This is a genomic window from Natrinema ejinorense (assembly GCF_002494345.1).
Taxonomy (GTDB): Archaea; Halobacteriota; Halobacteria; order Halobacteriales; family Natrialbaceae; genus Natrinema; species Natrinema longum.
Genome location: NZ_NXNI01000002.1, coordinates 284,090 through 296,992, shown reverse-complemented (window position 1 = coordinate 296,992; position 12,903 = coordinate 284,090). Strand labels below are relative to the sequence as shown.

Annotated in this window: 14 protein-coding genes; 7 read left to right on the top strand and 7 right to left on the bottom strand. The window is 64.9% G+C overall.

Features of this window, described 5'->3' with window-relative positions; genetic code table 11:
- Positions 1–5: 5 nt before the first annotated feature.
- The 3 genes from CP557_RS20865 to CP557_RS20855 are packed head-to-tail and all read right to left on the bottom strand — an operon-like array spanning position 6 to position 2,031.
- Positions 6–647, bottom strand: a complete 642-nt coding sequence (locus CP557_RS20865) for a DUF1641 domain-containing protein (RefSeq protein WP_097381944.1) — start codon at positions 645–647, stop codon at positions 6–8.
- A complete protein-coding gene (locus tag CP557_RS20860) occupies positions 648–1,790 on the bottom strand; it encodes an NAD(P)/FAD-dependent oxidoreductase (protein ID WP_097381943.1) in 1,143 nt (380 codons plus the stop codon).
- 1 nt (position 1,791) lies between these two features.
- Positions 1,792–2,031 carry a sulfurtransferase TusA family protein gene (locus CP557_RS20855; protein WP_097381942.1) on the bottom strand — a complete coding sequence of 80 codons (240 nt, stop codon included), beginning with the start codon at positions 2,029–2,031 and terminating at the stop codon, positions 1,792–1,794.
- A gap of 418 nt (positions 2,032–2,449) precedes the next feature.
- Here CP557_RS20855 and CP557_RS20850 point away from each other — a divergent pair, with 418 nt between their 5' ends.
- Positions 2,450–2,890, top strand: coding sequence for a thioredoxin family protein (locus CP557_RS20850; protein WP_097381941.1), 441 nt, complete (start codon positions 2,450–2,452; stop codon positions 2,888–2,890).
- A gap of 189 nt (positions 2,891–3,079) precedes the next feature.
- Positions 3,080–4,462 (top strand): ATP-binding protein, encoded by a 1,383-nt coding sequence (locus tag CP557_RS20845; RefSeq protein ID WP_097381940.1) that lies wholly within the window; start codon positions 3,080–3,082, stop codon positions 4,460–4,462.
- A gap of 133 nt (positions 4,463–4,595) precedes the next feature.
- Here the strand turns inward: CP557_RS20845 and CP557_RS20840 are convergent, their stop codons facing one another.
- Genes CP557_RS20840 through CP557_RS20825 form a run of 4 tightly spaced genes read right to left on the bottom strand, consistent with a single transcriptional unit; the run spans position 4,596 to position 8,029 of the window.
- A complete protein-coding gene (locus CP557_RS20840; protein ID WP_097381939.1) occupies positions 4,596–5,768 on the bottom strand; it encodes an inorganic phosphate transporter in 1,173 nt (390 codons plus the stop codon).
- 45 nt (positions 5,769–5,813) lie between these two features.
- A complete protein-coding gene (locus CP557_RS20835; protein WP_097381938.1) occupies positions 5,814–6,272 on the bottom strand; it encodes a DUF6691 family protein in 459 nt (152 codons plus the stop codon).
- Entirely contained in the window at positions 6,272–6,829 is a 558-nt protein-coding gene (locus tag CP557_RS20830; protein ID WP_097381937.1) for a YeeE/YedE family protein, read from the bottom strand. Before CP557_RS20830 ends, CP557_RS20835 begins: the two co-directional genes overlap by 1 nt.
- A 6-nt stretch (positions 6,830–6,835) precedes the next feature.
- Positions 6,836–8,029 carry an MBL fold metallo-hydrolase gene (locus CP557_RS20825; RefSeq protein WP_097381936.1) on the bottom strand — a complete coding sequence of 398 codons (1,194 nt, stop codon included), beginning with the start codon at positions 8,027–8,029 and terminating at the stop codon, positions 6,836–6,838.
- A gap of 243 nt (positions 8,030–8,272) precedes the next feature.
- Between CP557_RS20825 and CP557_RS20820 the strand changes: the two genes are divergently transcribed.
- The 5 genes from CP557_RS20820 (at position 8,273) to CP557_RS22320 (ending at position 12,903) form a co-directional block, all read left to right on the top strand.
- Positions 8,273–8,518 carry a sulfurtransferase TusA family protein gene (locus CP557_RS20820; RefSeq protein WP_097381935.1) on the top strand — a complete coding sequence of 82 codons (246 nt, stop codon included), beginning with the start codon at positions 8,273–8,275 and terminating at the stop codon, positions 8,516–8,518.
- Positions 8,518–9,108 carry a DsrE/DsrF/DrsH-like family protein gene (locus CP557_RS20815; protein WP_097381934.1) on the top strand — a complete coding sequence of 197 codons (591 nt, stop codon included), beginning with the start codon at positions 8,518–8,520 and terminating at the stop codon, positions 9,106–9,108. The genes CP557_RS20820 and CP557_RS20815 overlap by 1 nt, the downstream gene beginning before the upstream one ends.
- Before the next feature lie 3 nt (positions 9,109–9,111).
- Positions 9,112–9,357, top strand: coding sequence for a HalOD1 output domain-containing protein (locus CP557_RS20810; RefSeq protein WP_097381933.1), 246 nt, complete (start codon positions 9,112–9,114; stop codon positions 9,355–9,357).
- Positions 9,358–9,763: 406 nt separating this feature from the next.
- On the top strand, positions 9,764–12,643 hold the full coding sequence (locus CP557_RS20805; RefSeq protein WP_097381932.1) for a GAF domain-containing protein: 2,880 nt from the start codon (positions 9,764–9,766) through the stop codon (positions 12,641–12,643).
- Positions 12,644–12,759: 116 nt separating this feature from the next.
- Positions 12,760–12,903, top strand: coding sequence for a rubrerythrin-like domain-containing protein (locus CP557_RS22320; protein WP_143825112.1), 144 nt, complete (start codon positions 12,760–12,762; stop codon positions 12,901–12,903).

Sequence of the window (12,903 nt, the reverse complement as noted above, 5' to 3'; positions counted from 1 at the left end):
CGGTCTCACCGCTTCCGCAGCCGCCGCCCCGTCTTGCGAGCGACGGCGATCACGAACCCGAGGCCCCGCCGGACGTCGAGGTCTCGGAGGGCACGCACCAGCCCGCGGACACCGATGGGTTTCGTCGGTTCGGCACCCGCTTCACCCACGGCCCCGAGCACCGCCTCGAGCGTGCGGGCGACGTCGTCGTCGGCCGCGGTGTCAGCCACCTCGCCGAGACTGGTGCCGGTCGCCGCGAGTTTGGTCACCATCCCGTCGTCCATCGCGGACGAGCCGAGCGCGGCGACGTCCGCGATCGCCACGAGGTCGTCGAGCGTCCCCGATCGCTGCAGGCGAGCGAGTGCCTCGATCGCGTCGGCGAGGTCGTCGGCGTTCTCGCCGGTCGCCTCGCCGAGGGCTGCGACCTCGTCGGTCGCCAGCCCGTCCGCCGCGGCCCCGAGGTTCGTCGCCGTGCCGGAGAGGTCCTGGACCATGCGGTCGTCCATCGCGGCCGTCGCGAGGTCCGCGGTGTCGAGCAGGTCGTTGACGACATCGATACGCTCGAGGAACCGGGCGACTTCCTCGGGGTTGTCGGCGACGAGTTCCTCGAGCGTCGGGTCCCCGGCGTCGGCGGTCTCTGAGTCGGGCGCGGGTTCGGTGTCGGCCATCTAGAGCAACCCCCGTGCGGTGAGCCAGTAGGACTCGTTGTAGCCGAGCTTCGCCCAGTGGAGCGCTTTCGATGGCTCGCGGACGAACGGTTCCTCGCCGTACTCGAACTCGATAAACGTCGCCTCGTCCATCCCCGCCTCGAGGAAGCAGACCGTCTTCCCGTCGTAGGTCGCCGTCGGCGTCTCTCCGCGGGCGCGGCTGGCGAGCCGATCGGCGACGACGCCCGCCTCGTAGTGGGCGACGCTGCCGGCCTTGCTCGTCGGGACGTCCGCGGCGTCGCCGATCGCGGAGACGTCCTCGGCCGCCGTCGCCTCGAGCGTGTGCCTGTCGACGTCGACCCAGCCGTCCTCGCCGAGCCCCGCGTCGGTCACGAGGTCGCTGCCCCGGTGGGGCGGGATCGCCACGAGCAGGTCGTACTCGAGTTCGTTCCCTTCGACCGTTCCGATGACTTCCGCGTCGGGGTCGACCTCGTCGACGTTGAAGAACGTCTCGAGGGCGATGTCGCGTTCCTCGAACAGGTCGGTCGCCCAGTCGGCGATCGACTCGAGGCCGTGGGCGCGGTTGATCGGGTACGTGTAGGTAACGTCGACGTCCTCGCGCCGACCCCGCTGGCGGAGCCAGTCGTCGACCATCAGCGTGAACTCGACGGGCGCGGCCGGACACATGTGTGGCACGCCGACGACGCTCAGGACGAGGTGGCCCTCGGTGAAGTCGGCCAGTTCGTCCCGGAGTCGTTCGGCACCGTCGGGGCCGTAGAAGTGGTGGCCGGCCTCGGCGAGGCCCGGCACGGCCTCCGGCTCGAGGGTCGCGCCGGTCGCGACCACGAGTTGGTCGTAGCGCAGCGAGGTCGTCCTGTCGGCGAGCGACAGGCGCTTGCGATCGGTATCGATGCCGGTGACCTCGTCGATCGTCAGGGTGACGCGGCGGTCGACCAGCTCCTCGATCGGCCGTTTCGCGTCGTCGACCGTCTTCTTCCCGAAGGGCACGTACAGGAACGTCGGCTTGTAGACGTGGTTCGGATCGGCCGTGATCAGTCGGACCTCGACCTCGCCGGCCTCGATCTCGCCCTGTAGCTCGTCCGCGAGTCGGTTCGCGAGGACCGTCCCACCAGTTCCGCCGCCGACGATCGCGATTCGGTGCATCTCAGTCGACCTCCAGGTAGATGTTCCAGTGGTCGTCGCGCTCCTCGATCTCGAGTAACTCGTGGCCGGCCTCCTCAAGCCACTCCGGAACGTCCGTCGTGGAGTTCCGTGCGGTGGTCCGAAGTTCGACCACTACGCCGGGGTCGAGGGTCTTCACCGTCCCGATGAGGTCCATCAGCGGGCCGGGACACGTTGCGCCGCGCGAGTCGATCGTTACGTCCGGTTTGGGTGTCTCTGTCATTGGTCTAGGTCTGAAGCTGCCGTCGTCGTTCGGACCGTCCGAGCCTGTCGCGTCGGTCGGTCATCGTTCGATCACACTCGAAAAGTAGTATTGTGTAGTAAAGCCACTACCGCAAAACACAGGTGGGCAGGAAAAAGCGAAGCGTATATATCCGATCGGGTGACCTCGAGCGCCGTAATCGTCCGCTGACGGACCGACACCGACTCCGCGCCGGCTGATAGAACCGGCCCACAACATCGCCAGGTGCCGTCCGTTGCGGATCCGGTATCACTCAGTGGTCAAAGTTGCCCGCGACGAGCGACGCGGACGATGATCGCCTGGTTGCGTCGCCCTCGACGACGAGTCGCGACTGTCCGGCCACCACTATTGGACCTGTTGCACAAAACCATTATAACGATGGCGGCCGTACGATCGGACGATGAGCGACACTGCAGACGAGGAACGACAGCGGATCCGCGAGCAGAAGAAACGAGAGTTACAGGAACGCCTCGAGAACGGCGAGAGTCTCGACGCGCCCGACGCGGACGAGGGAGGCGACGCGCCCGACGAGCCGATCGCGATCACGGGACAGGGTCACCTCGACGAGGTCGTCGACGAGCACGACGTGGTCCTCGTGGACTGTTACGCCGACTGGTGTGGCCCCTGCCAGATGCTCGAGCCGACGATCGAGGCCCTCGCCGCGGAGACCGACGCTGCCGTCGCGACGGTCGACGTCGACCGTCACCAGCGGATCGCCCAGCAGCTGGGCGCGCGTGGCGTCCCGACGCTCGTCCTCTACGCCGACGGGCAGCCGGTCGAGCGCACGGTCGGCGTCCAGGATCGTGCGACCCTCGAGGGCCTGATCGAACAACACGCGTAACGAATCGAGTTCCGGAGGCCGACGGAGAACTGGCTCGAGGTGCCGGTCGAGGCCGGTGAGAAGGCGTTTCGATGAGCGCCGCTCCGTCCGCGGTTCGAACTGACTAACTCGAAATAGCCAATTCTGAATTAGCCTATTTTGAGATTGGTTATCCGGTGCGTTTATGCCAACGTCCAAACATCGGACAGTATGGACCGATTTGTCGACCGTCAGACCGAACTCTCGCGGCTCCGAGGCTGCTACGAGTCCGATGAGGCCGACATGGTCGTTATCTTCGGGCGTCGACGCCTCGGGAAGACCGAACTCGTCCGGCAATCGCTGGGCGAGGGCGACGATGCCGTGCTGTACCAGGCGACCGAAACCACGTCCCAGGTACAGCTCGACGAGTTCGTCGACGCCGCGTCGGAGTCGTTCCCCGGCGTCGACCGCATCAAACAGGAGTGGGAATCGCTTCTCGGTTATCTCGCCGAGCAGGACGCAATCGTCGTGCTGGACGAATTCCCGTACCTAATCGACGCGGACGAGAGCCTCCCGTCAGTCGTTCAGCGATTGTGGGACCAAGAGATACAGGACACGGCCGCGACGTTCGTGCTCGTGGGCTCGTCGATCAGCATGATGGAAGAGGCGACGCTCCTCGGAAACAGCCCGCTATACGGTCGATTCACGGAGAAGATCGACCTTCGACAGCTCAACTTCGACGCCGTACGCGAGTTCTTTCCCGACTCGTACACGCTCGAGGAGCAGCTGTTCGCGTGGGGCGTGTTCGGCGGGACGCCGTACTACCTCGACGGCGTCGAACTGGACCACAACCTCGGGACGGTCGTCCAGCGTGCGATTCTCTCACAGCAGGGGTTCCTACACAACGAACCCGAGTACGTCCTCCGAACCGAACTCACCGAACCGAACCGATACTTCGCCATCCTGAAAGCGATCGCCGCCGGGAACACGACCTCGAACGAGATCGCAGGGGCGATCGGCATCGATGGAAAGCAGATTTCGACGTACACCCAGAAACTGGAACGGCTTCGCCTCGTCGATCGCGAGGTCCCGGTCACCGAGGACAAGACAACGTCACGACGGGGACGATACCGGATTCTCGACACCCTGTTTCGGTTCTGGTTCCGGTTCGTCTACGGCAACGAAGACCGGTACGAACGCCTCGGTGACGACACCTACGAGACCGTCATCGAACCGGAGATTGCCGACTTCGTGAGCCAGACGTTTGAGACCCTCTGTCAGGACGCACTCCCCAATCTGTATCCCGACGAGACGTTTGTCGACGTCGGCCGGTGGTGGTACAAGGAGCACGAGGTCGACGTCGTGGGCCTGACGGATGGTCGGACGATGGTCGCTGGCGAGTGTAAGTTCACGTCGTCACCGCTCGACTACGGCGCGCTCGCGTCGCTCGAAGACCACGCCGACGAGATTCGATGGACGCCCGATACTGGCGACGTGGAGCGAGAATACGCGCTCTTCGCCAGAAACGGGTTCACGCAGTCGGTTCGCGATGCCGCCGCTGACCGTGACGACCTCCACCTGTTCGCCCTCGACGAAATCATCGCGAACGCCTGAACGCGCCGGGCGAGAATCGCCGAGTACGGCTGGGGCGTTACCGGTCGGTGGCGCACTGCTCGACGGCCCCGCTTCTCGCCTCGTGGGACACCCTCGTCGATCGAGTACCGTGGAGAGAGCACACGACGTCTCCCTACGCTCCGAGCGCGAGCATCGAGCCGTAGCCGAGTCCGAACGCGAGAACGAACGACCCGACCCAGGCGGCGACGGTGAGTCCCAGCTTTCGGGGACTGACACCGGCCCCGCCGGCGACCGCGAGCCCGCTGCCGACGATGGCGCTCACGATGATCTCGTTGAACGAAACCGGGACACCCAGCAGGACCGCGCTCTGGGCGATGAGAAAGGAGGGAACGAGCGTCGCGATCGATCGGCGCGGCCCCAGGGACGCGTACTCCTGGGAGATCGACTTGATCATCCGCGGCGCGCTCGTCCAGGAGCCGACGAGGATCCCGACGCCGCCGCCCAGCAACACCGCGAGCGGCGACACCAGTGGCAGCTCCTCGAGCAGTGGAAACAGCGGTCCGACGGCCAGGCCGACCTGGCTCGCACCGGCCGAGAACGCCACGAGCGCGCCAAGCGAGAGCAGGAACCGGCGCAGACCGCCGGCCTGATCGCGACCGACGTCCCAGCGGACGACGGCCGCGGCGAGCGCCCCGATTCCGAGCGAGACCGCGATCGTCGCAGCCGTGCCGTCGACGGGAACCAGCATGGTCCCGGCGGCGGCGAGCGTTCCACCGACCGACGAGAGGAACGCGAACTCGAGGTTCGCGACGACGGTGCCGACGATGCCGGCGAGGAGCGAAACGCTGACGGCCTCGGGAACGTCCGGTCGCGGAAGGACGCTCGCGATCCCGTAGGCGATACCGCCGCCGACGAACGGCGTGAGGATCCACACCGCGCCGATTTCGGCGTACTTCCCCCAGGCCGGATCGCCGCCGAGCGCGAAGCCGACGCCGATGACCGACCCGGTCACGGTAAACGCCGTCGCGATCGGATACCCCGTGGAGATGCCGATCGCCATCAATCCGGCACCGATCAGCAGGACGACGATGACGCCGACGACCGGGAGGGTGACGCCCTCGACGAGGCCGTTGCCGACGGCCTCGGAGACGTTCCCACCCTGGGTCACCGCGCCGGCGAAGCCGAGGATCCCGACGAGAAACGCCGCGCGCATCGTCGGAATCGCGTTCGCGCCGACGGCCGGCGCGAAGGGGGTCGCACCGCTCGATCCGGCACCGATCACCCAGGCCATGAACAGGCTCGCCACGGCCGCAGTGGCGAACAACAGTATCGTTGCGAGATCCATTAGTGGCTGAAAAACTGCGTCACAGCGTTCGAAACTCGAGATGCGTCAGTCGGCACCCGTCGGGGCGGTTTCGGCCGCGGCGCGCTTGCTGCGCCAGACGCCCTGCAGGTAGGCGCCGGCGAACATGCCGGCGAGCGCCCACAGGATGGTGACGTTGCCGACGCCGAGGCTGGCGTAGGCCGCGCCGGGGCAGATCCCCGAGAGTCCCCAGCCGACGCCGAAGATCCCGCCGCCGATCAGGACGTTCCGATCGAACGGCTTCAGCCGGCGTTCGTACCGGTCGCCCGTCAGCGGCGCGCTGTCTCGGATCCGGGGCATCACGGCGAAGGCGATCCCGGAGACGATCGCCGCGCCGAACATGACGAACAGCAGTCCGAAGTCCTCGAACTGCAGGAAGTTCAACACGACTTCCGGGCGCGCCATCTGGCTGAAGCCGAGGCCGAACCCGAAGATCAGGCCGCCGACGAAGATCAGCGGCATGAACAGGGGATGGCGATCCGCCATTACGGACTCACCCCCAGTGCCGCGACGATCTGAGCGGTCACGATCGCGACTGTCAGGAACGTCACGACGCCGACGAGCGAGGTCTTCGATGCCGAGCCGACGCCACAGACGCCGTGGCCCGACGTACACCCTTTGCCGATTCGGGTGCCGATTCCGACGAAGACGCCGCCGACCAGCAGCCGCCAGGCCTGCACGTCGGTCGACCAGAGCGTCACGCCGCCGACCTCGTATAGCTCGCCGGTCGTCCCGGCTTCGTAGAGCGAGGTCGTGATCACTCCGGACTGGACCGTCGCCGCGAACGCTAGCCCACCCAGGACGATCCCGAGCGTGAACACGACGCGCCAGTCCCGGGACGAGACGTACTGCTGGAACCGCGACTGTCCGGAGACGTACGACAGCGTCGACTCGAGGAACGTGCTCGCCCCGGCCGGGATGCCGGTTCCGACGTAGATCACGACCGTGCCGAGACCGACGAGGAACCCGCCGACTGCGTAGCGGCTGATCCCGTTGGGGAACAGCTCGGCGGTCAACTGGAGTGGGACTGGGTCAGCTACCATTGGGGATTAGTCACCGGCGAGCGACTCCTGGCTCGCGGCACAGTTGTTCGGGCCGAGCTCGAGTTCGAACGCCTCCTCGTCGTCGGCCTCCTGCTGACCGAGGTTCGTCGGAATGATGTCCTCGTAGTTGGCCGGCCGAGGCGGCATATCCGAGAGGATCAGCTCGATGAACTCGGCTTCGTCCATCGTCAGGGCGTCCATCTCCTCCGTGAGCTGGCCGATCGGTGCGGTGTAGGTGCCGTCGGCGGCGGGCTCGGCCGCGTCGCTGAAGTGCGCACCGCCGATCAGCGTGTCGTCGGGCAGGGTCAGCACGCGCTCCTGCAGGGACTCGTAGAGCTGCGCGGCCGCCTCGGGAGCGCCGTCGTCGCCCTCCTCTAAGTCGGGTCGGGCGACGCTCTCGACGAACAGGCCATCACCCGTCGCGAGCAGCGAGCCGTCGAGCAGGTACGAGGTCATCCCGGAGGTGTGGCCGGGCGTGGAGACGGTCTCGATCGTCGCCGACCCGACCTGGAACTCGTCGCCGTCCGCCGCGAGGGTCATCTCGTCGGCGTACGTGACGCCGCGGTCGACCGACGCCTCGGGGATGACGCCCTCGACGCCGACGGCATCGAGGGCGCGAACCCCCGAGATGTGGTCCGCGTGGATGTGCGTGTCGATCGCGTACTGCAGGTCAGCGCCCAGCTCGTCCGCGTCCTCGAGGTATCGACTCGTAAACGCGCGCAGCGGATCGATCACGGCAGCCTCGTCCCCGTCGACGACGAGGTAGCCCAGACAGCCACTCGAGGGGCGCTGGTACTGGTAGAGCGTCCCGCTCCCGTCGTAGCGCTCGACTGCGACGCGCTCGTAGATGCGCGCCCAGCCGTTCATCCCGTCCTCGAGGTGGTCGACGTCGTAGCCGCGCTCTTTTAGCGTCCCGGCGACGTACTCGCTCGAGCCGCCCTTCGCGCAGAGGACCGTAATCTCGCGGTCGTCGGGAATCCGTGCAAGAACGTCGTCGTCGATCTCGTCGTCCAAGAACTCGAAATACGGAATGTTGATCGATTCGACGGTTGCACCGTCGATTCGCCACTCGTCGTACTCCGATTCCATGCGGGTATCGAGGAGGGTGATGTCCTCGCCCGCGTCGATTCGGCCCTTCAGCTCGTCAGGACTGACCGATTCGATCTCGACATCCGGCGTTGGAAAGTCCATGTCGTCCATGTTGTACAGTTCCCAGTATCGGCTGCTGGCACTTAAGAGTTTGTATAGTATTTCCCATATTCCACAATACAGCTACCCACTCAATTCATAGGTAGCAGCGGTATGCGCGAACACAGGCGATAGAAACTAGTTACGTTGATTTTGGCGATTCCGGATGTTTGTATATTGTACAATAATCGATGCCCTTTTATGGGAGCGAGCGATATTGTGTAATAGCTCCAATACGGGGCACAGAAGGAAATCATGAGTTCGGAATACCAGATCACTGAGACGCTGGACGTGAAAGGACAGTCCTGCCCGATGCCCATCGTGAAGACCAAGCAAGCGATCGACGACCTCGAGCCCGACGACGTGCTCGAAGTCGTCGCGACGGATTCGGGCAGCATAAGCGACATTCAGGGGTGGGCCGACGGCACCAACGGCGTCGAACTCCTCGAGCAGGTCGAGGGCGACGATCTCTACACCCACTACGTGAAGAAGACGGAATAATGAGTACGGACAACCCAGCGGCGTCCGTCGACGATGCCGATGCGGACGTCGACGCCGCCGAGGTGCAGGCCCTGCGCGAGCGCGTCGAGGAACTGGAAGCGTCGATGGCAGCGGTGGAGACGGGCGACGATCAAAAGAAGATGACCATCGTCGCCACGCAGGGCAGTTTCGACATGGCGTATCCGCCCTTGATCCTCGCGAGCACTGCGGCCGCATTCGGCTGGGATGTCGTCGTCTTCCATACGTTCTGGGGGCTCGACATCCTCCACGAGGAGAAGTCGTCGAACCTCAAACTGAGCGCCGTCGGGAACCCGAACATGCCGGTCCCGAACGCCCTCGCTGCGCTCCCCGGCATGGACGCGATGGCCACGAAGATGATGCAAAAGAAGATCGACGAGAACGGGACGGCGACCATCGAGGAACTGATCGACCTCTCGCTGGAAAGCGGCGTGGACCTGCAGGCCTGTCAGATGACGATCGAGTTGATGGACTACGACGAGGACGACTTCTACGACGGCGTCACCACCGGCGTCGGTGCGGCCACCGCGTTGCAACACATGGCCGAATCCGACGTCCAACTCCTCGTCTGATCCATGAACGACACCGAGTCCAGGCTCTCGAAGCCGAGCCTGCGCGTCCTCGAGAAGGTCGCCGACGCGGACGACGTCGCTCCCGTCGCGCTCGAACCGCCGCTCTACGACGTCGTGGACCCGACTGCGCTGGATCAGTTGTTCGAGCCGACCGATACCGACGACTCGGTTCGAAGTGGACGCGTCACGTTCAGGTATCGAGGATACGACGTGACGATCACTTCGAATGGCGCCGTCGAACTGGCGTAAGCAGCCTTCGAACTTCGATTCCGGAGTTCACGAGGATAACCACTCGGTAGCTGTAGCTGTCGGAACGGTCCCCGCTTCTCGAACGCGTTCTCCGTGCACGCTGCTGCGCGTAGAACCGATGTCGCACTCGCCAACGCACGTGCATCCCGAAGAAAGGACCGCAAGTCGACCCCGTGGCTCGAGCGGTCACGATCCGACGGAGGAATCGAGCAACTGACGACGGCGATGGACTCCCGAACCCGCCGGGCCCTGCCCGACAGCCGGGTCGAGTAGACACCGAATGGCTTTATTCAGGCGGTTATATAATCAACCATCTATGCTCCTGGTTCCAGTTCCATATCGTGGCGACGGCGGGAGACCGAGACGGATCCGCGAACTGGTCGTATCGACGCGTCGAGGGAGATAGATGAGTGACGCCGAGTATCTCATCGATTCCGCTCGTGTTCTCGTGGTCGGGCCGGCCACGTGGCTCGAGACGTTCACAGAGGCGCTCGAGACGCGGACTGACGCGTCCGTCCACGCGGTTGAAACGGCTGGGCAAGCCCTCGAGACCGTTCGTCGGGAGTCGATCGACTGCCTCGTCACCGAGTATACGCTCGCAGAGACGACGGGCGTCGAACTCGTGAAACGGATCCGGGAGTCCACGGCGACCCTTCCCGTCTTGCTCGGGACGACAGCCGGCAGCGAAGCGATCGCCAGCGAGGCGATCGAGGCCGGCGTCACCGATTACGTCGCGGTAACCGACCCGCTCGAGGAAACGGGGGACGAGCTGGTCGATCGGACCGAGCGGGCGCTTCGCTCCGCACAGCGGACCGTCACCCGCCGCGAGCGGGCACGGCAGTTCGACGCCGTCTTCCACGATACACGGACCGCGACGTGGATACTCGATCCGGACGGAACGCTCAAGCGGGTGAATCAAACGGCACGCGAGATGATCGACGACGACGTCGATTCCATCATCGGCGACCCGTTCTGGACGCTCCCCTGGTGGGCACACACGGAGGCACACCAGCGTGATATCCATCACCTCGTGGAGAAGGCACAGGGCGGGCGGTTCGGTACCGCAGTCGTCTCCCCGCCGCCGGCCGCCGAGACGCAGCGCGTCATCGACCTCTCGGTTCGCCCCGTCGAAAACGAACGCGGCGACCTCGTCTCGATCGTGGTCGAAGGCATCGACATCACCGACCAGGTCGATCTCGAACGCGACCTCCGTCGCTCCGAGGAACTCCACCGGGTGACGCTCAACAACATGACCGACACCGTCCTCATGACGAACGAGGCCGGCGAATACACCTACGTGTGCCCGAACGTCCACTTCATCTTCGGCTACACCGCCGACGAGATTCGCGCCCAGGGCACGATCGATACCCTCCTCGGAACGGATCTCTTCGACCGCGAGGAGCTCGCGGCGAACGGCGTCCTCAAGAACATCGAGTGTACGGTTACCGACAAGGCCGGCCGTGAGCACACGCTGCTCGTCAACGTTCGCGAAGTCTCGATTCACGACGGCACGCTCCTGTACAGCTGTCGAGACATCACGAAACGGAAACAGCGAGAGGAGGCGCTCGCGACGCTCCAAGAAACCGCACGAGAGTTCCTGTACGCGGAAACACACCAGGAGATCGCACAGCACATCGTCGACGACGTCTCGAGCGTCCTCGACCTCACGGCGAGTGCCGTCTACCGCTTCGACGTCGACGCCAACGAGCTCCGTCCCGCCGCGTACTCGTCGACGATGACGGACCTGCACGGACCGCTGCCGCCGATCCACACCGACGACGAAACGCTTCCGGGGCATTGTTTCGTCAACGACGAGACGTTGATCTTCGACGACGTCCACGCCGCGGATCGGCTCGAGAACCGGGCAACGGGGCTCCGCAGCACGATTTACATTCCACTCGGCCACCACGGCGTGTTCGTCGTCGGGTCGGACGACGTCGGGGCGTTCGACGAGGTGACCCGGGAGCTCGCCGACCTGCTCGCTGCGACCGCCGAGGCCGCGCTCGATCGAGTGACACGAGAGTCACAGCTCCGCGAGCAGGACCGCGAACTCCAACGACAGAACGAGCAACTCACCGCGCTGAACCGTATCAACGCCACCATTCGGGAGATCGACCAGGCGATCGTCCGAGCCGAGACCCGAGACGAGATCGACCACACCGTCTGTGAACGATTAACGGACAACGACCGGTTCGAGTTCGCCTGGATCGGAACCGTCGATTCGACCACCGAGACCGTCGAACCTCGGGCGTGGGCCGGCGACGAACAGGGCTATCTCGACAGCCAGTCGATCGCCGTCGCCCCCACGGGGGCGGAGCCCGCGGGGCAAACTGCGGCCACGGGCGACGTGACGATGGTGACCAACGTCGCTGCCGACCTCCGAGGTGATCCGTGGCGCTCCGACGCGCTGACGCGTGACTTCATGTCCGTCTTGAGTATTCCCCTCGTCTACAACGACCTCACACACGGCGTTCTCACGGTCTATGCGGATACCAGGGGCGCGTTCGACGGGACGGCACGGGCCGTGTTGACCGAGCTCGGAGAAACGATCGCGTCGGCCCAAAGCGCCATCGAACGGAAGCACGCACTGCTTACCACATCGATGACTCGCGTGACGTTTACCGTCGACGATCCGACGTATCTCCTCTCGAGGCTCGCCCGGACCGCGGAGTGTACGCTCTCCTACCAGGGCGGTGTCCAGCGAACGATGGACGGCGATTACGTGTTCCTGACTGTCGACGACGCGGACGTACGCGGCGTCGCGGAGACGGCGGCGGAACTGGCGACCGTCGACGAAGCCACCACGATACACGCTGACGATACCGGCGGTACCTTGCGGTTACGGCTGTCACAACCGTTCCTCGCCGTCGAGTTGGCCGACCACGGCGTCGTCTTCCGGGAATCGACCGCCGATCCGACCGCCGCGACGCTCGTCATCGACGTTCCAGAGGGCGTCGACGTGCGGACGATCACACAGCTGGTTCGCGAAACGCTCTCACCGATCGAACTCCAGCGAAAGGAGACGGTCGAGCAAGCCGCCGAACGCGACCTCTACTCGAGAGTGCGCGAAACGCTCACGGACCGGCAACTCGAGGTCCTGCAGACGGCCTACTACAGCGGCTTCTTCGAGTCGCCCCGCGAGAACACCGGCGAGGAAATCGCCGAGACGCTCGAGATATCGCCGCCGGCGTTCTATCAGCACGTGCGGGCCGTCCAGCGGAAACTGTTCACGACGCTGTTCATGGAACGCAGCGTCCCGACGGCCGCCCCTCCCGAAGGGGGTTGAATAATTAACCGCCGGATTGGAGACTACCTTTTTGCTAAACTAGCAGATATTCCCTTATACGCCGACTATCCGGAGGAGAGTGCCACGACGCACCGACTGGCACTCGTGACTCACCCATGAGAGATACCGACCAGACCCCAGGCGAAGAATCCCCTTACGAGTGTTTCGGATGCGGGAACATCATCGTTACCCAAGACAACCCGACGACCTGTCCGGACTGTGGCGGTGAGATGCGAAACCGCCGGACACCGATCGAGTAA